This is a genomic window from Rhizobium sp. PRIMUS64 (assembly GCF_023006465.1).
Taxonomy (GTDB): Bacteria; Pseudomonadota; Alphaproteobacteria; order Rhizobiales; family Rhizobiaceae; genus Rhizobium; species Rhizobium leguminosarum.
This window is the reverse complement of record NZ_JALBGX010000115.1, coordinates 1-20,388: the sequence shown is the minus strand read 5'-3', so window position 1 is coordinate 20,388 and position 20,388 is coordinate 1. Positions and strand designations below refer to the sequence as shown.

The 20,388-nt window shown below is 59.7% G+C and carries 21 protein-coding genes, 1 tRNA gene and 1 pseudogene; 10 read left to right on the top strand and 13 right to left on the bottom strand.

The window, feature by feature from the left end; genetic code table 11:
• The 3 genes and pseudogenes from MOV76_RS30550 to MOV76_RS30540 form a co-directional block, all read left to right on the top strand.
• A pseudogene (locus tag MOV76_RS30550) lies at positions 1–599 on the top strand (cellulose synthase); the annotation flags it as partial.
• A gap of 114 nt (positions 600–713) precedes the next feature.
• A complete protein-coding gene (locus MOV76_RS30545; protein WP_247265928.1) occupies positions 714–1,382 on the top strand; it encodes an HAD-IA family hydrolase in 669 nt (222 codons plus the stop codon).
• A 98-nt stretch (positions 1,383–1,480) separates the two neighbouring features.
• Positions 1,481–1,557 (top strand) — tRNA-Pro (locus MOV76_RS30540).
• A gap of 187 nt (positions 1,558–1,744) precedes the next feature.
• Here MOV76_RS30540 and MOV76_RS30535 read toward each other — a convergent pair.
• Positions 1,745–2,377, bottom strand: a complete 633-nt coding sequence (locus tag MOV76_RS30535; protein WP_018241538.1) for a bifunctional 2-polyprenyl-6-hydroxyphenol methylase/3-demethylubiquinol 3-O-methyltransferase UbiG — start codon at positions 2,375–2,377, stop codon at positions 1,745–1,747.
• 551 nt (positions 2,378–2,928) lie between these two features.
• Here MOV76_RS30535 and MOV76_RS30530 point away from each other — a divergent pair.
• A complete protein-coding gene (locus tag MOV76_RS30530) occupies positions 2,929–3,147 on the top strand; it encodes a hypothetical protein (protein ID WP_018447490.1) in 219 nt (72 codons plus the stop codon).
• A gap of 6 nt (positions 3,148–3,153) precedes the next feature.
• On the opposite strand, the gene MOV76_RS30525 is transcribed toward MOV76_RS30530, so the two are convergent.
• Entirely contained in the window at positions 3,154–3,399 is a 246-nt protein-coding gene (locus tag MOV76_RS30525; protein WP_018241540.1) for a DUF982 domain-containing protein, read from the bottom strand.
• Positions 3,400–3,578: 179 nt separating this feature from the next.
• Between MOV76_RS30525 and MOV76_RS30520 the strand changes: the two genes are divergently transcribed.
• Complete coding sequence (locus MOV76_RS30520) at positions 3,579–3,794, top strand: hypothetical protein (protein WP_018069423.1); 216 nt, start codon at positions 3,579–3,581, stop codon at positions 3,792–3,794.
• A gap of 3 nt (positions 3,795–3,797) precedes the next feature.
• On the opposite strand, the gene MOV76_RS30515 is transcribed toward MOV76_RS30520, so the two are convergent.
• From MOV76_RS30515 to MOV76_RS30500, 4 genes are all read right to left on the bottom strand, one after another.
• Positions 3,798–3,947: a hypothetical protein gene (locus tag MOV76_RS30515; protein ID WP_018241541.1), complete on the bottom strand. Its 150-nt coding sequence runs from the start codon at positions 3,945–3,947 to the stop codon at positions 3,798–3,800.
• A 58-nt stretch (positions 3,948–4,005) separates the two neighbouring features.
• On the bottom strand, positions 4,006–4,299 hold the full coding sequence (locus MOV76_RS30510; protein ID WP_018241542.1) for a RodZ family helix-turn-helix domain-containing protein: 294 nt from the start codon (positions 4,297–4,299) through the stop codon (positions 4,006–4,008).
• An 85-nt stretch (positions 4,300–4,384) separates the two neighbouring features.
• Complete coding sequence (locus MOV76_RS30505; RefSeq protein ID WP_130728968.1) at positions 4,385–5,566, bottom strand: ROK family transcriptional regulator; 1,182 nt, start codon at positions 5,564–5,566, stop codon at positions 4,385–4,387.
• A 553-nt stretch (positions 5,567–6,119) separates the two neighbouring features.
• Positions 6,120–6,734, bottom strand: coding sequence for a GNAT family N-acetyltransferase (locus MOV76_RS30500; RefSeq protein WP_130718830.1), 615 nt, complete (start codon positions 6,732–6,734; stop codon positions 6,120–6,122).
• A gap of 177 nt (positions 6,735–6,911) precedes the next feature.
• On the opposite strand from MOV76_RS30500, the gene MOV76_RS30495 reads away from it, so the two are divergent.
• The 3 genes from MOV76_RS30495 (at position 6,912) to MOV76_RS30485 (ending at position 10,101) form a co-directional block, all read left to right on the top strand.
• Positions 6,912–8,249, top strand: coding sequence for an extracellular solute-binding protein (locus tag MOV76_RS30495; RefSeq protein ID WP_028733645.1), 1,338 nt, complete (start codon positions 6,912–6,914; stop codon positions 8,247–8,249).
• Positions 8,250–8,374: 125 nt separating this feature from the next.
• Positions 8,375–9,268 (top strand): carbohydrate ABC transporter permease, encoded by an 894-nt coding sequence (locus MOV76_RS30490; RefSeq protein WP_247265929.1) that lies wholly within the window; start codon positions 8,375–8,377, stop codon positions 9,266–9,268.
• The gene (locus MOV76_RS30485; RefSeq protein WP_018447497.1) at positions 9,268–10,101 is read left to right on the top strand and encodes a carbohydrate ABC transporter permease; all 834 of its coding nucleotides are present in this window, start codon (positions 9,268–9,270) and stop codon (positions 10,099–10,101) included. Before MOV76_RS30490 ends, MOV76_RS30485 begins: the two co-directional genes overlap by 1 nt.
• Before the next feature lie 27 nt (positions 10,102–10,128).
• Here MOV76_RS30485 and MOV76_RS30480 read toward each other — a convergent pair whose 3' ends face one another.
• The 4 genes from MOV76_RS30480 to MOV76_RS30465 form a co-directional block, all read right to left on the bottom strand.
• A complete protein-coding gene (locus tag MOV76_RS30480; protein WP_047621610.1) occupies positions 10,129–11,367 on the bottom strand; it encodes an O-antigen ligase in 1,239 nt (412 codons plus the stop codon).
• Positions 11,364–12,926, bottom strand: a complete 1,563-nt coding sequence (locus MOV76_RS30475) for an undecaprenyl-phosphate glucose phosphotransferase (protein WP_018447499.1) — start codon at positions 12,924–12,926, stop codon at positions 11,364–11,366. Before MOV76_RS30475 ends, MOV76_RS30480 begins: the two co-directional genes overlap by 4 nt.
• A gap of 73 nt (positions 12,927–12,999) precedes the next feature.
• Positions 13,000–14,169 carry a glycosyltransferase family 4 protein gene (locus tag MOV76_RS30470; RefSeq protein ID WP_018447500.1) on the bottom strand — a complete coding sequence of 390 codons (1,170 nt, stop codon included), beginning with the start codon at positions 14,167–14,169 and terminating at the stop codon, positions 13,000–13,002.
• Positions 14,170–14,172: 3 nt separating this feature from the next.
• Positions 14,173–14,748: a polysaccharide biosynthesis/export family protein gene (locus MOV76_RS30465; protein WP_018241551.1), complete on the bottom strand. Its 576-nt coding sequence runs from the start codon at positions 14,746–14,748 to the stop codon at positions 14,173–14,175.
• Between the two features lie 190 nt (positions 14,749–14,938).
• Here MOV76_RS30465 and MOV76_RS30460 point away from each other — a divergent pair, with 190 nt between their 5' ends.
• Entirely contained in the window at positions 14,939–17,107 is a 2,169-nt protein-coding gene (locus tag MOV76_RS30460; RefSeq protein ID WP_247265927.1) for a GumC family protein, read from the top strand.
• 4 nt (positions 17,108–17,111) lie between these two features.
• On the opposite strand, the gene MOV76_RS30455 is transcribed toward MOV76_RS30460, so the two are convergent.
• Positions 17,112–18,350 carry a GNAT family N-acetyltransferase gene (locus MOV76_RS30455; protein ID WP_247265926.1) on the bottom strand — a complete coding sequence of 413 codons (1,239 nt, stop codon included), beginning with the start codon at positions 18,348–18,350 and terminating at the stop codon, positions 17,112–17,114.
• Positions 18,351–18,469: 119 nt separating this feature from the next.
• Positions 18,470–18,679 (bottom strand): DUF2842 domain-containing protein, encoded by a 210-nt coding sequence (locus MOV76_RS30450; protein WP_018241554.1) that lies wholly within the window; start codon positions 18,677–18,679, stop codon positions 18,470–18,472.
• 115 nt (positions 18,680–18,794) lie between these two features.
• On the opposite strand from MOV76_RS30450, the gene MOV76_RS30445 reads away from it, so the two are divergent.
• On the top strand, positions 18,795–19,898 hold the full coding sequence (locus MOV76_RS30445; protein WP_018447503.1) for a COX15/CtaA family protein: 1,104 nt from the start codon (positions 18,795–18,797) through the stop codon (positions 19,896–19,898).
• Positions 19,899–19,923: 25 nt separating this feature from the next.
• Here MOV76_RS30445 and MOV76_RS30440 read toward each other — a convergent pair.
• Positions 19,924–20,388, bottom strand: a 465-nt coding sequence (locus MOV76_RS30440) for a TSUP family transporter (protein ID WP_247265925.1), incomplete at its 5' end; no start/stop codon positions are given.

Below are 20,388 nucleotides of genomic sequence, written 5' to 3'. Positions count from 1 at the left end.
CGGGGTCGGAAGTGGTCGTTCGCGCGGCGGGGCCGGCAATGGAGACGATGACCGTTCCGCGTGGTCGGCGCCAGACGCGCGGCTGCTCGACGACAATCGATGCGGGACAGCTCAGCCCGGCCGACGCGCTGTCGCGCGGCTGGTGCCTGATGGATATCAACCGGCCGATGGAGGCAGTCTCGGCCTTCGAGGCGGCATTGCGAAGCCCGGCCCGCAAGGTCCGTGAAGACGCAGCCTACGGCCAGAGCCTCGCTTATCTCCGCGCCGGCCTCTCCGGCAATGCCGCCGTCGCAGCCACCAAGGCGCCGCAAAACCGCCAGCGTGCCGCCGAGCTTCAGGTGGCGATCCTCGCCGACCGTGCGCTTTCAGCCTTTGACGCCGGTCGTTATCGCGAAACCCTCATCTACCTCGATCAGCGCGCCCAACTGCAGCAGGAGCGTATCGACCTGATGGTTCTGCGCGGCTACTGCTATCTCAATCTCAAAATGTACGGCGATGCGACCCGCATCTTCGAAGCCGCTGCTGCGACTGGCAGCCGCGATGCTGCCCGCGGTCTGGCCGACGTTAGAAACGTCACGCATCCCGACGTCAACGACTGACGTTGACGCTGCCGCCGCTCTCCGTTACTCGCCTGCTTAGCTTCAAAATGTCCCAGCGTCCTTTGCGCGTCTTCAAAGACGAGCGGCGCGCTGTGGACCCGCAAGGAAACGCCCGTGCCCGCTCTCCATGACATCCTCGACAGGTCCTACGATGCCTTCCTTTTCGATATGGACGGAACGCTGCTGAATTCCATTGCCGTTGTCGAACGCGTCTGGAGCGAATGGGCAAGACGCCACGGCTTCGAGCCGGAGGTCTTCCTGAAGACGATCCATGGCATCCGCGCCTCCGACGTTATCCGCGGGCTCGGCCTGCCCGGCGTCGATCCGGCCCACGAGGCGGATCTGCTGCTCGCCGAGGAAATGCAGGATGTCTCCGGCATCGTCGAGATCCCCGGCGCCGTCCGCTTCCTCTCCGCCATCGCCGAGGGCAGGTGGGCAATCGTCACTTCGGCGCCGATCGAGCTTGCCAGGCGCCGCATGGCCGCCGCCGGCATCCCGATGCCGAAGGTCATCGTCAGCGGCCAGGAGGTCAAATCAGGCAAGCCCAGCCCCGAAGGATATCTGCTCGGCGCAAGCCGCCTCGGCGTCGATCCGAAAAAATGCCTGGTCTTCGAAGATGCGGTCGCCGGCATTCTCGCCGGCGAAGCTGCCGGCGCCGGTGTTGCCGTCATCACCGAAACCCACGCCACACCTTTCGAAACACCGCATTTTTCGATCGCCAACTACCAGGCATGGCAGCCCCGCCAGACCGCCGAAGGCCGGCTGAAGCTCGCCCCGATCTGAGCATTCAGGCAAACCGCTTCCTTTTTGTTGGAGGCGAAGTTTTTCCGCTTGCATTGCACGCGCTGAAAAACTAAACGAAGCAAGCCGTTTCGGCAGGTCGGGGCGTAGCGCAGCCCGGTAGCGCACTTGACTGGGGGTCAAGGGGTCGCTGGTTCGAGTCCAGTCGCCCCGACCATTTATCCCCTTGAAATCCCAGTCAGAATCTCATTTTTTTGCGTCCCGCTAGCGGCGGAAACGGAACGAGACATAGGCAGAAATGCTGAAACGGGAACCGAACGTCCCGAACGACAATGTCATTTGTTCATGTTGCAGGCGAGCTATAGCGCCGCCATTGCAAACGGCGGCGGGCCTTGGGGCCGCCTTCAGTGCGGTTTCTGAGCGATCGCGATCATCGATTTCGCCAGCAACGGAATTCTTCCGACATATTCGAATTCGACGTCTTCGAAGCCAGTTTCGACCAGCAGCGTGCTGAGCGTTTCGGGAGACCAGAATTTGATATGGCCATGGTCCTTGAGGGGCATAAAATGGTCGTCCATCTTTCCGCTCACGGCCAGAGCCAGATTTTTCCAGTAGCCGTGGAAAGGCGTCGATACGACCGCGATGCCGCCAGGCTTCACCAGATCGTAAATGGTGGTCGAGAAGGCCTTGGGATCATAGACATGCTCCACCACCTCGAGACTGATGACCGCATCGAAGGTTCCATACCGGCTGGAAAGATCTTCGTAACCGGAACCGATTTCCAGCGAAAGATCAGGGTGGGCCGTTCTCGCTTTCGCGATGCCGTCCTGGGAGGGATCGACACCGACGACGTCATAGCCTTTTTCCGCAAGCACGGCGGCAGCACCGCCGGTGCCACAACCGAGGTCGAAGACTGCCGTTTCATTTGCCTCCTGGAAACTGTTCTCGAGAACATCGACAACGGCCGGCAAAATATAGGAATGGGCTGTCGCCGGCTTGGCGTGTACATAGGTAGTCGCGTCTAGTTCGATAGACATTTTACCTCCTGAAAATCTGAAGAAGTGAGCCGCCACCGCAATGGTAGGGCGGACTTTGACGGGAGTGTGGTGTCGTTGTGGTATTAAGGTGATTAACACCGAAGGCGTTCGCGGCTACTTAGGCTAAGGGAGCGCCCGCCGTTTGGCTGTACCGACTGCGCGCGACATCCTCCAACGCGCCCGACGCCCGCTCCATCGGGATCCCGAAGCTGATTGACAGGGTGCCGAGAAGATGCTGAAAACGGGCCGCATTCGGGTTTTCCGCATTCTCGTGGCCCAAGGGGTCGCTGCATCGGCTCCGGCCGCGTCGACCATTTAAAATAAATAAGGCGATGAAATACTCTTTGAGAGTGCATCGCAAATAAATCCTTTAGTTCTTTTTGGTACTCCCTCAGTGGGGGAGGCGGTATTTGTTGCCTTTTGTTAAGGCTATACCCAGTTTTGAAGTTATCAACCCAATTTTGGATTGAAAAAAATCTGAAACCTCTTCGCATTCTCGCGAATATGTGTAGATTAACATTATCCCGATCACAGATAGCCTAGTCGAGCGCATGGCGGATATGAAGCACAATCTAACTTGCAGGCAGAGCCTCGCCAGCGCGTTCCAGGCACTGTCGGACGAGGCCGTCAAAGCCGGCTGGTCGGAAGGCGATGTCGCCCTCGCGCTTGCCGAACTCGCCGAGGAGCGGGTGATTGAGATTACTGCCAAGGTGATCATGGAAGGCTCCATCCATCCCCAACGAGTCGCCGCGGGCGGCCGCAACAGCTAACCCCTGTTACACCAGCAATCCTGCCGTTTTCGCTGCCGTGATAAAGGAAGTCTGTGCTGCGCGCGGGCTGCACAATCCGTCGAGCGCATCCAGGCAGTGCTGGCGCGCAACTCGATAATCGCGCCCACGCTTGCTCGGCCACCGTTTCAGATATTCGGCGGCCTCCCAGACGGTGGAAACGATCAGGCTGCTGTTTGGAGAAACGACCCGGACGGGGGAGGGAAAGCGTTTTTCACTCACATCTGCACTCATGGATTCCTGCTACAAAACGCGGCCACAACGCGTGGGACAAAATTTTGTTCCAAATTTTGTCCCACGGGAATTTGCGCAGTTGCTAAAGTTCAGGCCCTCGCGCATAATGACTTCATGACGGTTGCGGAGGGCGGCCGGCGATCCAAGCGTGGATGCGTTTGCCCTCGGAGGATTGCGGCATGATGTTACGGTCATCAATTCATCCGCATGATTTACCGCTATTTTCGGAAGATCTCGATCTGCTTTCACAAGTGCTCGACAAGGTCTGCGATGAACGCGGCCTCGTCAAAACGACGCCGGAGGCCGAGCGGATTGGTGCGGTCATCATTCAGCTCTACAGGCAGGGCGTGAAGGACGGCGGCAAACTCGCCGACCTTGCAAAAACCTATCTTTGAAGATCAGTTCTGTTCGATCGAGACACCGTTCTTACCGATGCTCATCTCGATCCCCTGCGGCTTGTTTTCCTCGTGGAAAATATAGGCGCCGAGGCCGATGACGGCGACGACAAGAACGCCGATGATGACGTAGAGACCATTGCTGCGATTCAAGAGATTGCCCCCGATATGTTATGGGACAGCAAAACGCTCGGGCGACCGATTGGTTCCGTCAGTCGTCGTTGGCGGCGTTGAGGTTTTCCGGTCGGATGCCGTCATCGCTGGAACTGCGTGCGCGTAACCGGATGCCGGGGCCGCCTTCATCCTGATTGCCGCTCGACAGGAAGATAATGCCGTTCGCCTCGAGCGTGCTGCGCACATCGAACAGCGCGTGCGGCTCGCCCGCGAATTCGCCGTTTTCCAGCGCTGTCACGGTCTCGACCGGCAGCCCGCTAGCGGCGGCGAGCTCTTCGATGCTCATTCCGATCATGGCGCGCGCGCCGCGTATCTGCGTTGCTGTTATCATGATCAAAAATCTAGCGCATTTCCAGCGCTTCTCAAGTGGCCGCGCTGTCACGTTGGCCGGTTTCGCTTCCTAAGGCACACACTCTTCAAACTTCCCTCAATTTTACCCCAAATAGATCGTCATGCATGCGCTCGACCGCGATTCCCATTCCTCCCATGAGGGCGGCCCGGTTCCCAAAGCGACTGATCTCGATCCGCGGCGGATAAGGTGTGCAACGCGGCAGGAAACCGCGGATGGCGTTTACGAGTTCCGGTCTTGCGCCGATGCTGCCACCGGTGATTACCAGTTCAGGATCGAGTGCCGCTCCGATCGCAGCAATGGCGACTGCGACCAGCCTTGCCGTCTCTTCGATTGCGGCCACGGCGCTTGTTTCTCCCGCATTAAACGCGGCGAAGAGATCGGCCACGGTGGATGCATTACGCCCGCCGAAACCGACGTAGCGGCGCAACATAGCGACGCTGCCGACCGCACTCTCAAAGGTTCCAAGCGTAAATCCACCAGGATCAAAAGCATCTCCACCGATCGGAAGATAGGCGATTTCACCGGCCGCCCCACGCGCGCCGCGCAACAGAGTTCCGTTGGCGATGATGCCCATGCCGACGCCCGTGCCGAGAGCAACGAAAGCAAAATTGCTGGTTTCGACACCGTGTCCCCGCCATTTCTCCCCTTGCGCGGCCAGGTTGACGTCATTTTCAACGATCACGGGTATCCCCATTCTGTCGCTGAAGACTTGCCGCAGATTTATTGCGTCGATGCCGGGGATGCTTGGCGCTACGTTGATATGTCCGGTGGCCGGATCGAGCACACCGGGACTGCCGAGAACGACGAGACGAAGTTTGTCGGCAGTCGTCCCGGCCGCAAGTGCGAGTTCCACGATAAGATCACTGAACTGATTGACGAGATGCATTCCGCCGCGCGGATCGGTGGATACTTTGGTTTCAGCAACCACATTCCCTAACAGATCGCAAATAGCCGCAGCAATCTTGGTGCTCCCGAGATCGATAGAGACGGCCAGTCCCGCCCTGGCATTGATTTCATAGGTGATCGCATTCCGGCCCGGGCGACCATCAGTCTGCCCGACTGGTTTCAGCCATCCGTCATCCTCGAGGTCGCGCACGACATCGGAAATCGTCTGCTTTGACAAGCCGGTCAGCTTGGCAATATCGGCGCGAGAGATCGATCCGTTCGCGAACACGGTTCGGATGACGGCATTGGTTGAAATTTTTCGTGCGATCGGAGTCTGTGCGACAGAAGATGTCATTGCCATCCGGCTAGCTCAGTCCAATTAGTTCGGAGCACATACTTAATGGGGGCGGTATTGAGTTGGCAATCATCGCGACCAACTGGAATTCAATACATCGAAGTAAGTAATTTGTCTATGTCCTTGACAAATGGGAGGCCAGCTGTAGGCTTGAGATTAACGTGCGATGAAAATGCGCGATGAAATAAAGAGGGTCGAGTAGAAGTATGCGCCATACGTATCGTCTGGTTAGCCGTGCGCCCGTCAAGATCGCCCGAAGAAGAATTAGGCTAGGTTTAGCTAGCTCTTTCCTCTTTCGCGTTCCCCCGACTCCTTGAACCTGGCTGCCGAGGATTTGCTCATGATGAAGCCCTCGATTGATGGACAGCTTTCCGCCGAGCAACCTGTTCTACTGCCGATGATGGCACCACGCCTTCAGGCGAACGTTCATCCAGATAGGTACGCTGATCTCGCCTTGTGGGGAGCAGGCAGCTCTGGGCGTGTGAGATTTTCTCCAATCAAGGGTCCTTATACCTACGAGACAGGGCCTTGCCGTGCCTCGCAGAAACCAGGAAGTACTTCAACCCAATGCCTGGTCAATCCGCATAGCAAAGGCGACGGAGCCATCGCGCTCGAATTCGGAAAAGCCAAGGTGACGGTAGAAACCTTTGGCGCGTTCGTTGTTTGGGTCGACACCGAGATGCACGGCTCCGACCCCGCGGCTTCGAAGCGCTTGAAGCTCCGTGCCGATCATCCTGCGTCCCCAACCGCTTGCCTGAAGTCCGGGAAGGATGTTGATGTGAAGATGCGCCGGATACTGGTCTTGAAGCCACGCCGTTCCGCTGCGCGGATTTTGAATTCGTTCCATCACGTCGGCGTCGCGCGGACGGGTGGGTGCCAGTCCCGCAACCTGCTGGCGGACGAACGGCCACCAGTTTGTCTGCAAGTCTCTGTCGAACCCGCCGGTGTCCGGTACCCCCACGACGTAGCCAACCGGCTGGCCGTCCTGAACGAGAACAAAGGCAAAGTCTTGGGCGAACTTGAGGTAGGGTACCGACCAGATGTAGCCGGGCAGATGCGGGTCGCTATAAAGCGTGCTGGCATCATGACCGCCATTCGCGGTTTTCAGGCAGATGTCGAAAAAGGCGTCGATATCCGCTTCAATCGCGGGGCGGATGAAGCAGCTGGTGTCCATCACTTTGCCACCTCCTGCGTGGCGCTTTGTCATTTTAGGTCGCGAGAGGTGCGGATGCATTGACGATTACCTCAGATTCGCCAGCCAGGCAAAGCTCTGGGGGAAGAAAACGTTCGGCCGGTGCTTGGCGCAAGGCCTGAGCGGAGAGTGGAGAATAAACCAGATGAGGTGGAGCAGATGAAAAGAACTGTGAAATCGATCAGCATACTGCCGGCATACGGATTGAAAGCAGCTGTCGCGCTTGCTGGCGCGGCGCTTCTGAGTTTTGGCCTTTCGGCAGCCGCGCGCGCTGACGACCTGGCCGTGTGGGATGACCAAACCTATGAAGGCCAGAGTGCGGTCATAGAGCAGCTTAACAAGGACTTCGAAGCTGCCCATCCCGGCGTCACTATCAAACGCACTGCCCGCACCTTTGATGACATGAAGCTGACGCTGAAGCTTGCGGTTTCAGCGGGTGATGGCCCTGTCATCACGAAGGTCAACCAAGGTGCCGGTGACATGGGGGCGATGGTCAAGGAAGGATTGCTCCTGCCGGTCGACGACTACATCAAACAATATGGCTGGGATAAGCTCCAGTCGGATTCCGTGCTTGCTCGAGACCGCTGGGAGGATGGAAAATTTGGGGTCGGTAAGACCTACGGCATCTCCGGCCTCGGCGAGATCGTTGGCCTCTTCTACAATAAAAAGATCCTCGCCGATGCAGGAGTAGCGCTGCCGCAAACCTTCGAGGAGTTCCTGGCCGATCTCGACAAGCTGAAGGAAAAGGGGGTTCCGCCCTTCATGATGGGCTCGGCAAAGCAGCATCTGGCCCTGCATATGATCGGCGCCATCGACCAAGCGCATATCGACGCGAGCAATCGCGCCGAACTTGACGATCTGATCTACGGCCGAGGCGGCTCCTGGAACACCAAGGGGAACATCGAATCCGCCAAACTCGTGCAGCAGTGGGCACAGGGCGGTTATTTTTTCCCTGGTTTCGAAGGCATCTCGGGTGACGACGCCGTCCAGCTTTTCATTTCCGGACAGGGCGCGTTTCTTATCTCCGGGACCTGGTATTTCGGTGACATGCAACACAATCCGGATATCGGCTTCATGGCCATCCCCGCCCCGAAAGGCATTTCCAAGCCCATGAGTGTCGGGGGTGTGGATCTTGCCTGGGCGATAACGAGCCTTGCCAAAACTAAGCCAACACAGGACCTAGCCGGCGCATATATCGACTATATGGTTTCAGAGAAGGCTGCGGAAACCTGGGCCAATGCTGGCTATCTCCCGGCAACTTCGCTCGCGGCTGACGCAAAGCCAAAGCTCACGCCGCTCCTCAGCTCCGGCATCGAAATGTGGAAGACACTCAACGCAAACGACGCTCTCGGCCATTACCCCGATTGGTCGAGCCCAACGATGCTGAAGACAATAGACGACAACACGCCGCTTCTTCTGTCCGGCAATATCACGCCCGAAGCCTTTGTCGATGCCATGGACAAGGATTATCAGGCGTACCTGAAGGATAAGAAATAAAGACTGCGGGCGCTGGTCACGACCGTCCCCTGCGGTCGTGGCCTGAGTCTCGTCGATCCAAATAAATGAGCACTGCGATCGGCTTGCTGCGCGATGATCACAGCTTTGGCTTTATGGAGTACTGGATGAAACGCTCCGCACTTGATGGCTCGCAACATACCAATTTAATCTATTTATTGCCTGGATTGCTGTTCTACGCGGCTTTTGTCTTTGGACCGATCCTCGCGGCTTTGGGTTTGAGCCTGACCAGCTGGGACGGCTTGAGCATGCCCAAGTGGGTTGGTTTGGGCAATTACGCCGATCTCTTTTCTGACAGTCGTTTTTATATTGCCTTGCGTAACAATGCCGAGCTTATGATCTTCTACTGTGTCCTGCCGCTCGTGCTCGGTATAGCTCTTGCTGCTTGCGTCTGGAACCTGAAGCAACGCGAACAACTCGCCCTGCGGACCTTCTTGTTCTTGCCTTATATCATGCCGACTGCCGTGTTGGGCATCATCTGGGCATGGCTCTACAATCCTGCCTTTGGCCCGTTCAACCAGTTTTTGAGAGCGGTGGGGTTGGGCGCCTTCGCGCTGCCGTGGCTGGGCGATTTCAATTTTGTGCTCCCCGCGGTCGGGATCGTTGCCACATGGTATTTCTTCGGTTTTTGCATGGTCATCTTCCTGACCGGAATTCAGCGCATCGACCCGTCTCTTTTCGACGCTGCCAAGGTCGATGGCGCTTCGGCGCGAAAAACCTTTTTCTGGATAACGCTGCCGCTTCTATTGCCTGAAATAAGGGTGGTTTTGCTTCTGACGGTCATAGCCTCGATCAAAAGCTTCGACCTGATTTTTACAATGACCCGGGGTGGACCAGCCAACGCTACGCTTGTGCCGAATATCTACATGTATCAGCTCGGCTTCGAGCTTAATCGGTTCGGCGCCGCAGCGGCCATCGCCATTGTGGGCGCGATACTCACATTCGTAATCAACTATGCAATTCACCGATTTGTAGGATCGCAGCATAAAGGAGTGGCTTGATGGGCCGTTCATTTAACATTTCGGCCGGTCCGCTATTCCTCCGCATTGTCCTCTGGCTTCTTGCTTTCGTCACGATCATCCCCTTCCTGCTTCTGCTTCTAACCTCAATAAAGAGCAAGGCTGACGTTCTGCAGGGTGCATTCGCGTTGCCGGCGTATCCACATTTCGAAAATTACGTCGATGCCTGGAATGCCGGACATTTCAACATTTACTTTTGGAATTCGATCATCGTTGTCATACCCGTCGTCGCTGCAAGTGTCTTTTTGGGCCTGCTGACCGGCTTTGCATTCGCATACCTGTCATTTCCGCTGCGGCGTACGCTGTTCGCTATCCTGACGCTCGGCATGATGGTGCCGGCGGAAGCCTTCATCATCCCGCTTTATTATGAAATGCGGTATCTCGGACTGATCAATACCTATGCGGCTCTGATTGTGCCGCAGATCGCGATGTCGATACCATTCTCAACGATCTTCCTCGCCAGCGCGATGCAGCAGCTGCCGGAAGAAGTTCTCGAAGCGGCGGTTCTCGATGGCGCCGGACGCTTCTATATCCTGCGCAAGATCGTTATCCCCCTCATGGTGCCGGCAATGTCGACGCTGGCGCTGTTTCTGTTCATATGGACCTGGAACGAGTTTCTCATTCCGTTCATTCTGGTCAATGACGACGCTTATCGGACGCTGCCGCTCGGCATGCTGTTTTTCCAAGGGCGTTATACCGTCAACACGCCGGTTCTGACCGCCGGCGCGGTGATCGTGATTTTCCCGCTAATCGTGACTTATCTGGTTTTCCAGCGACGGTTCATTGCCGGCCTGACGGCGGGAGCGACGAAATAGACAGCCGATGCTGTCGGCGGCAAGACCTCACACCGCCCCCCTCACTCTTCGCTTGTGGCGCACTTCCAGTGCCGCGCAGCCCCAGACCGTGCCAAGCAGCAGATAGACATGGCGCCAGTGGTCGATGTCGATGACGTTGCCGATTGTCGCATGGCCGAGAACCGAGATCCAGGCGATCATCAGGAAGGGTTGCCACGGCCGGTCGAGCAGCAGGTTTCGAAAGCCGAGAGCCAGCGTCCAGAGAAGCATGCCGACATAGCTGACGAAGCCCAGCCAGCCATAGGTGGTCAGCGATTTCAGCCAGATATTGTGCTCGTCTTCGGGAAACATCGTGCCGAACACCAGCGGGCCGATACCGAACGGGCGCTCCATCATCATGGTGAAGCCGATCCGGTGGCGCTCGAAACGGCCGAGATGTTCGCCGTCATATTGCTGCACCAACTGGGCGCGCGCCGAAAACAGTTCGGCGACCTTCGGGATCTGCAGTGCCACCAAGAGCGAGGCGACCAACATAATGATCGCCGCCAGCGACAGGACCAGGACTCGCAAGCGAAAGGCGCCGCTGCGCTCCTTCAGCAGCATGATGAGGATCAGCAGCGCCACGCCAAGCGCGAAGAGCCCCCAGGCGGCACGGGAAAAGGAGAGGAAGATGCCGAGCGCAAGCACGAGCAGGGCCGCGGCCTTCAGCGGCGATTTCTTCAGGTCGCCGGCCAGGATGCCGTGGATGAGATAAAGGGATGGCGGCACCAGGAAGGGGCCGAACACGTTGGGGTCCTGGAAGGCGCCCTTGGCGCGGTCGTAGAGCGTGAAGACTTCCGCGCCCGGAAAGGCATGGAAATAGCCGAGTATGCCGAGCGCTGAGGTGGCGACGGCGGCGAAGGTCCAGGCGTTGAAGATCAGCGGCAGCCGCTTGTGGCTGTCCTCGATGATCGCCGCGTAGAAGACTGCCGTCAGCGCCAGGAAGGTCGACACCGCGATATACATCGGCCCCGTCGCCAGGTCCTTCATCTGCGTCAGCGACAGCATCCCGCCGATATTGAAAGTAAGCAAAAGGGCGAGCAGCGGCGCCACGCCGCGCGAAATCCTTAAGCCCAGGATGAACCAGAGGCCGATCAGCCCCGCCATCCAGAGTTCATAGGGCGCCGGCTCGTCGATCACGAAGCCGGAAAGGAAGACGCCGAAGGCGACAAAGGCCGAGCCGATCAGGCGCAGCGTCATCCGCTGCGGCTGGGCGACACGGGAATATGTCGCCTCGATCGCGCTCAATAGGCGTTTTCCGTGTTGAGCAGCCGGATCGGCGTCAGGAACAGGATCTTGAGATCGAACCAGAGCGACCAGTTCTCGATGTAATAGAGGTCGTAAGCGGTGCGGAACTTGATCTTCTCGTCATTGTCCACTTCGCCGCGCCAGCCGTTGATCTGTGCCCAGCCGGTGACGCCGGGCTTGACGCGGTGGCGGGCGAAATAACCCTCGACGACGTCGCCGAAGGCGCGGTCGCGCGCCTGCGCGAGAACGGCATGCGGGCGTGGGCCGATCAGCGAGAGATCGCCTCTCAGCACGTTGAAGAGCTGCGGCAGTTCATCGATCGAGGTCTTTCGGATGAAGCGGCCGACGCGGGTGACGCGCGGATCGCCCTTGGTCACCGCGGCCTTGCCCGTGGGATCGGCCATGTTGGTGTACATCGAGCGGAACTTGAAGACGTTGATGATTTCATTGTTGAAGCCGTGGCGCTTCTGCATGAAGAAGACCGGGCCTTCCGATGTCGCCTTGATGGCGATCGCGGTCGCGACCATGATCGGCCAGAGAAGCGCAAGCGCGACGAGCGCGAAGAAGATGTCGAAACCGCGCTTGGCGACGGAATCCCAGTCGCGGATCGGCTTCTTGAAAATATCGAGCATCGGCACCGAGCCGACATGCGAATAGGCGCGCGGCCGGAAGCGCAGCCGGTTGGCATGCGCGGCAAGGCGGATATCGACCGGCAGAACCCAGAGCTTCTTCAAAAGGTCGTAAATACGGGCCTCGGCCGACAGGGGCAGGGCGATGATCAGCATGTCGATGCGCGTCAGCCGTACGAATTCGACGAGTTCGGCCACGGTGCCGAGTTTCGGATAACCGGCGACCATGATCGGCGAGCGCTTCTCGCCGCGGTCGTCGAAGATGCCGCAGATGCGGATGTCGTTGTCGGCCTGTTGTTCGAGGACGCGGATCAGGGCCTTGGCCGGCTCGCCGCCGCCGACGATGACGGCGCGGCGTTCCATGAGGCCGTTGCGCGCCCAGTTGCGGATGCCGTAGGCGACGAGGAAACGCTCGGCCGCAAGGAAGAGCGCGCCTGCGGCGAACCATGGAATATAGGCGTCGACCATCGCCCATGTGGTGCCGCGAATGAGCGCGAACAGCCCGACTGTGAGGAAAAGCGCGAATGTCCACGAGGCGACGATGCGCGGCATCAGCCGCAGCTTCGCCCGAAGCGCGGGAATGGTGTAGGTGTCGGCAAGCTGCAGGCTGATGACGGTCAAGGCCGAAGCGATCGCCGCCATGCCGGTCCGCATCAGCAGGGAATCGCTGCCGTCGCCGGGCCAGAAATAGTGGACGATCAGGGCGATCGCGAAGAGCGCCAGGAATTCCAGCAGCCGCAATTGCCCGATGATGATGGCAGGCGAATTGGTTCCGTCGCGGAACTGTTCGGCAATCTGCCGGGCATAGGGGTTGATTTCGGTCGGGTCGGAAGGCTTCTCCTCACCCGTGTCGCCGCGCACCTCGATGTCGGAGACCTGCTTGCGCAGCGCTTCGACGTCGAATTGATCGCCTTTTTCCAGCTTGTTCATGGGGCCAGCTTGTTCATGGGGCATCGTCGCTCGTTGTCAGCAAGCGAAGTACCAGAAAGCCCCTAAGAAATATTTACGAGGCGACGGGCATTGCTTGGCTGGCAGCCGGGTTGACGAGCTCATGATACAATTTCAGGACATCGCGTGCCATGACGGCGGATGAAAACACCGCCTTCACCGCCTCGGGCTTCGGCATCGTCCTGGCGTGCCAATCGGGCGTGCTCAGCGTTTCCGCCATGACGCGGGCGAGATCGTCGGAATTACCGGGCTCCACCAGGGCTGCGCTGTCGGCGCCGAGCACCTCGGGGATGCCGCCGACACGGCTTGCGATGATCGTCTTGCCGGCGCCGAGCCCCTCGAGCACGATGTAGGGCATGGCTTCGGCGCGCGAGGGAACGACGAGGTTCTGCGCCATGGAGAAGGCTTCGTGGACCCGCATTGCCGGCAGCATGCCGATGCGTTTGCCAAGGCCGCGTTCGACCATCATTTCGCGGTAGCGGTCGCGATCCGGCCCGTCGCCGATCATCAGCGCCGACAGTGGCCTGCCGAGCAGCCGTTCCGTTTTGGCGAAGGCATCGACAAACAGATCGGGACCCTTGAGGTCCCGCAGCATTCCCACATAGATGAAATGCACGGCATCCGAGCGGGTCGGGATCGGCTCGAAATCGCGCTCGCCGATGCCGTTGTAGATCAGTCTCGTCTTCGTCCGCGGCCGCCCGACCTTGCGCGCGTAGGTATCGCGCTCATATTCGCAGATGAAGACCAGCGCATCGGTGAAATATTCCTGCAGGCGCTCCATCTTGAGGACGAACTGTCCTCCGAGGGAGGAGCGCGAATAATGCAGGCTTCCGCCATGCGCGGTATAGAGGCGGGCTACGCGATACCTGTTCACCCGCAACGCTGAGCCGGCAAGTCGCGCGAGCACGCCGCCCTTGGCGCCGTGTCCGTGCAGCACATCCGGCCGCAAACTTTTGATTTTCTTGTATGTGTCCCACATCGTCGCAATGTCGGACGGGCTGATCGAACGCCGGATTGGCACGCGTGTCAGGCCGAGCGAGAGATAGGGACGGATATCATCGAACAGGCTGTCCTCGTACTCGCCGCCGGTCGAGCTGTCGCAGAGGATGCCGATTTCATGGCCGGCCTTGCTGTGCTCCTCGACGAGATCGCGGACATGGCGGAAAATTCCGCCGACCGGTGACCTGAAGCAATGAAGGATGCGGAGCGGCTGCTGTTTTTCCATCGCTCAGAAAAGCCGTTCGCGAACGTAGATCGTGTCACCTGCGATGATCGGCCCTGATATATTGATGCGGCCGGTCAGCACCTGTCCATTGATCTTGCGCGTGACATCGACCATGCGCTGGTTGGCGCGGCTGGTGAAGCCGCCGGCAACCGCGATGGCATTCTGCACTGTCATGCCGGGAACATAGGCATACTGGCCGGGCTGGCCGACTTCACCCATGATGAAGACCGAACGATAGCGATCGACATCGATGGTGACGTCGGGATCGCGAAGATAGCCCTGCTGCAGTTTCTGGGCTATCTGTCCCGAGAGTTGCTGCAGGGTTCGGCCGCGGGCAGGGACCTGGCCGATGAGCGGGAAGGCGACATAGCCGGCCTGATCCACCGTATAGGTGTTGGTAAGGCTCTGCTGGTCGAAGACGGTGATGCGCAGTCGATCGCCGCTGTCCAGCGTATAAGGCTGAATAGTCGCCTCGTTGAAGGCCTTCGGCGCCGGCTTGTACGTCGTGCAGCCGCCCAATGCTGCCATCATGGCTGCAAGGCTCAGGGCCAAAAGGATCTTGGGCTGGACGACAGACATCCGCTTGTGCTCACAAAAATGAACTCGGTGCAGTCGTTATCGATCCGTTAGGGTTAATGCCCGGTAAAGGGCGCTTGCAATTTCCTGGTTTCCTCGATCGATCATCACTCATTTTTCGGCGAGATCGCCATTAACCGTTGAGTTACCATGGTCGTTTACGCTTACGGCACCTTTGTTGTGGAGTAAGAGCATGTCCGGCGTAGCTCGTGATCAGGATGTGGACATCGACCTCGGCCAGTTGGTCCGTGCGGTCTGGGCGCGCCGTCTGCGGATTTTGACAATCACCCTCCTGGGGGCGGGCGTCGCCTTTGCCGGCGCCAAAATCATGTCGCCGCAATATCGCAGCGAAACACGCATCCTCATCGAACCCCGAGCGCCGGCCTTCGCCAGCACGCAGCAGATCAATGACGCCAGCGCCGGTCCGCTGATGGATGAACTGAACATCGCCAGCCAGGTGCAGCTTCTGCAATCGGCCGATCTCCTCAAGAGGGTCATCAACGACCTGAAGCTCTATAACCTGCCGGAATTCGACGATGCCGCCAGCGGCTCGGCCATGAGCAGTATCCTGGTGAAGCTGCACCTGAAGAAGAACCCGCTGGAAAATCCGCCTGAAGAGCGCGTCATCGACGCCTTCGTCGAGCGCCTGCAGGTCTATCAGGTGCCGGGTTCACGCGTCATCGGCATCAATTTCACCTCCAAGGACCCGAAGCTCGCCGCCGCCATTCCGAACGCCATGGCGAATGTCTACCTTTCGACCCAGAGCGGCGCCAAGCTCGATTCCAATTCCGAGGCGACCCGCTGGCTGGAGCCGGAGATCGAAGGCCTGCGCCGGAAGGTCAGCGAAGCCGAGAAGAAGGTCGCCGAATACCGCACGTCGCACGGGCTGTTGCAGACGAACGGCACGACCACTTTTCCGGCCCAGCAATTGAACGATATCTCCGCCGAGCTGACCCGCGTGCGGGGCGACAAGGCCAATGCTGAGGCGAGGGCGCAGGCGGTGCGAAACGCACTGTCTTCGGGCGAGGCCTTCGATACGCTGCCCGACATCATGTCCTCACAGGCGATCCAGCGGCTGAAGGGGACGGAATCCGGCCTGCAATCACAGATCTCCGATCTGCAGACCAGCCTTCTCAACAGTCATCCACGGCTGAAAAGCCTGCGTGCTCAGCTCTCGGATATCCGCACCCAGATCCGCCAGGAGACGCAGAAGATCCTGGCAAGCATCGAGAACGAGTCCAAGGTCGCGGATTTGAGGGCGAGCGAACTCGAGCGACAGTCGGAGACGGTGCAGGCCACTAGCGCGCGCGCCGGTGAGGACGAGGTCGGTCTCAATGCGCTGGAGCGTGAGGCAAACGCCCAGCGTCAGTTGCTCGAAACCTATCTGGTGCGCTACCGCGAGGCCGCCTCCCGTGCCGACAGCAATTCGAGCCCTGCGGATGCGCGGATCGTTTCCAGGGCTGTTGAGCCGGTCGATCCCTATTTCCCGAAGGTGGTGCCGATCGTTGTCGTCGCTGCTGTCGCGACGCTGATCATGAGCGCCATCGTCATTATGCTGACCGAACTCTTCAGCGGCCGGGCGCTCCGCCCAGCAGATGCGACCCCGGAGGCAATCGAGGCAGAAGCGGTCGTCGAGGAGAAGCATGTGCCGCAGGCTGCTCCGATTGCCACTCCCGCCAGAAAACCCGTTCAGCCGAGCATGCTCGCCGTTGTCGCGGACGAAGAGGATACGACCGAGGACGCGGAGGCTGCCGAGGAGGCGCCAGAGGACGAGAATGAATTCTCCGTCGCCTCAGTTGCAGACTATCTCACCGGCAGCCGCGCGCCGCTGGCAATCGCCATATCTCCGACTGGTGACAATGGCTCGGCGGCGACGGTTTCGCTAACCCGCATGCTCGCCGACGCCGGCCGCCGCGTCATCCTGATCGACATGACCGGTTCCGGCTATCCCACAGAACTGATGGCCGAGGACCAGGCCGCCCTCGGCGTCACCGATCTCCTTTGCGGTGAGGCCGCATTCGGCGATACGATCCACGGCGACCGCCTTTCCGATGGCCATCTCATCCCTCAAGGCCAGAGCGACGTGCGCCGCGCCATGCGCGGTGTCGACCGGCTGTCGTTGCTGCTCGATGCGCTCGCCGCCGCCTACGATCTCGTGGTGGTCGAATGCGGTTCGGCCGATGTCGCTGGCGTCTCGCGGCTGACGCGCAGCCGGGACGTCGAGATCATCCTCTCGCTACCTGAGGTCGAGGAGACCATTTTCGTTGCACTGATGACGGAATTCCAGGCCGCAGGCTATGAGCGCGTCGTGCTGATGTCAGGCGGCGAGGGGGCCGAGCAGACGCTCGGCCGGGCAGCTTGAACGGTCAACCGATCCGTGCCCGGATGCCCTGGGCGAATTTATAGAGCTTCGGGCGCGCCTTGATATGCGCCTTGCCGCGGGTGACGATCCGGTGCGCGGCGCCGGCGACCACACCGAACGGCGAGACCGGCAGGACCACGTCGTAGTGTGGGGTCTCGACCGGCGCCCAGGAGCGCTTGTAGGTCTGGTCGCCGAGGCCGAAATCAAACAGCGCGACGCCCTTGCCATGCAATCCCGAAATGGTCTGCCAATAGAGGAATTCGCCGGGGCTCGTATCCGGCACGAGTTCTTCATCGATCGCACCGAACTGGCAGATGATGTGGTCGCCCTTGCGCGAAATCCCTGAAATCGCTGCGATCTTACCCTCATGCCCGTCCTTGAGCCGGAGTACATGCATCTGCAGCCCGAAATACTGCTTGCTGTCATCCAGCTTGTCGAGCAGGCCGTGCAGGAAGGTCTGCGTTTCCCTGTCGGCGAAGACGTCGGGCAGGCCGAGGCTGGCGAAGCGGGCGCTCTTCAGGCAGAAGAAGATATCGAGCAGGCGGTGCTGTTCTTCCGATGTCCCGGGAATGAGGTATTCGAAGCCGCCGGCCGCCTCGAGGCGTTTCGACTGCACACGGAATTTCTTGCGCCGGTTCTTGGCGTTGAGCTGCTTCAGCGTTTCCTCGAACGTGGGAAGGAACGGCAGCTGGTAGGCATGATTCTGGTTCTGCACCATCGGCAGCCCCGTGAGCGGGGTCTGTCGCCCGCGCCATTCCAGCGGAATGTTCTGCAGCAGCAGCAGATCGGCCCGGCCCTTGAGTGCCTGCTGAAGCTGGCTGGCGAATTTGCCGGCGTCGATGGTTCCGCCGCATTCTGCAAAACTCTCGGAGAACAGGCCGGTATTGATGTTGCTGTGATCGGCTGCGATGAACTTCGCGACCGCGAGCCCCCGGGACTTGACGATTTCGACCGGCAGAATGAAAGCCGTCTGGTCGGCATGGGTGCCTTTGAGGATTGCAAGCGGCCGCTGGAAGGCGCTCACCCAGGCGGTGCACCAGTCGTAGCTCTGATGCAGGGACTGGAGATTGTCGCGCTCCAGCGCCCGCCACTCATCCTCCAGCGGCTGCATCGTATCGAAGACTTCGATGTCGATTTCGGCCATGGCGAGTTTCATGCTCAGCTGGCGCAAGCGCGAAATGGCCGCTTCGGCCAGCGCCTTGTCGGACGGCTGTTCATGGACATCGAGCTTTTGCGTCTGCACGGTTTTCTCCGGTCAAGAATGCTGAACGGGAAGGTAGGTACGCCAGACGTATATTTGGTTTAACCGCACGCGATGGACGAGGTTTTCCGCGGATCACGGTTATTCGGCCGTTAATGGTCCTACTTCTGCGGCGGCCCGGCCATCCATTTGATGAGCACCATCGCCGGCAACACCCAAAGCAGGCCGGTGAACAGGAAGTAGAGCAAGTGTCCCCACCAGGGCGCGTTGCCGAGCGTTGCCACCGCGATCGTATTCGCCACCAGCGCATAGACGAGCACGAGCACGATGATCAGGATCGTGCCGATAAATTTGCGGAGGCGGATGGGCATCGGCTATCTCTTGCAATGGATGGGTCGAACCGGCGCGACGGCATGCCGCAAAGGTTCGGGGCTTGTTTTGCATGAGCCGGTGGGGCAAATCAACTGCCGGATAGAAGGAGATATCATGGCCGTCGCAAACCCGACCACGGAACAGGCGATCCTGAGAGAAGTGCGCAGGCAAAATCGTGACCGCCGCGCCTTGCGTCTCTGGCTCGGTTTCGTGCTATTGGCGCTCTTCTGTCTCGTCCTCGTCGGCGGCGCCACGCGGCTGACCAATTCCGGCCTGTCGATCACCGAATGGAAGCCGATCCACGGCGTCATTCCGCCGCTGTCGGCTGCCGAATGGGAGGAGGAATTCCGCCTCTACCAGCGCATTCCCGAATTTCAGCAGCTGAACAATTCCATGACCGTCGATGAGTTCAAAGGCATCTTCTGGTGGGAATGGGCGCACCGGCTGATCGCCCGCGGCATCGGCGTGATCTTCGCGCTGCCGCTCATCTATTTCTGGCTGACCGGGCGGATCGAAAAGCGTCTGCGCTGGCCACTCGTCGGCATCCTGGCGCTCGGTGGCCTGCAGGGTTTTATCGGTTGGTGGATGGTGTCCTCGGGCCTTTCCGTCCGCACCGACGTCAGCCAGTACCGGCTGGCAACGCATCTCGTCATGGCCTGCCTGATCTTTGCCGGCTGCATGTGGATCATGCGCGGTCTCGCCAGACATTCCGATGATCCGGCGCCGGCACGAAGCTCGCGCGGTTTTGCCGCCGCGATCGCCATTTTCGCGCTGTTCCAGATCTATCTCGGCGCGCTGGTGGCTGGGCTCGACGCCGGTTTTTCCTACAATACCTGGCCGCTGATGGATGGCGCCGTCATCCCCTCCGATCTGTTGATCCAGCAGCCCTTCTGGATCAATGCCTTCGAGAACCCGAAGACGGTGCAGTTCATCCACCGCATCGGCGCCTATACCCTCTTCGCATTGACGCTGGTCAACATGGTGATCGCCCTTCGCGCAGCACCTTGGACCACCCATGCACGCCGCGCCGTCCTGCTCTTCGCGCTGGTGACGCTGCAGGCGGCGATCGGCATCGCCACGCTGCTGATGCAGGTGCCGCTTCACTGGGGCCTGCTGCACCAAGCCGGTGCGCTGGTGGTTTTCGGTTTCGCCGTCGCCAATTGGCGCGGCTTTTACGGCGAATATCCGCATGGGACGATGATCGCCGAACGCGATTGAAGCGAGCTGGTTTCTCGGGGCGGATCTATCGCAATACCCCATCGAGCAGCGGCATGCCGATGATCGCGGCGGCGGCTATCAGGATGTAGCAGGCGATGCGGAAGGTCCGCTCCTCGGCAAGCCCGAACAGTTTCGAGCCGCCGTAGAGCCCGACCGCATAACTCGGCAGGATCACGGCGGTCAGCGCGAAGACGGCAGGCACGAACAGTCCGCCGACATAATAGCTGATGGCGCTGAAAACGGACGAGATCGAGAAGTAGAGCACGACATTCGCCCTGACGCGCGTGAAGTCGCTCTTGCCGCCGAGCCAGTAGGCGACGACCGGCGGTCCGCCGAGCTGTGCGGCGCCGCTGAAAAGCCCGGCGATCAGGCCGACGCCGCTGCTGAGCGGTGCAGAAGGGGCGCCATGGTAGCGCCATCCGGATGCAAGAAGCGCGAGCAGGGTGATGGCGATGATGGTGATGCTCCAGCGCAGCAACATCGGGTCGAG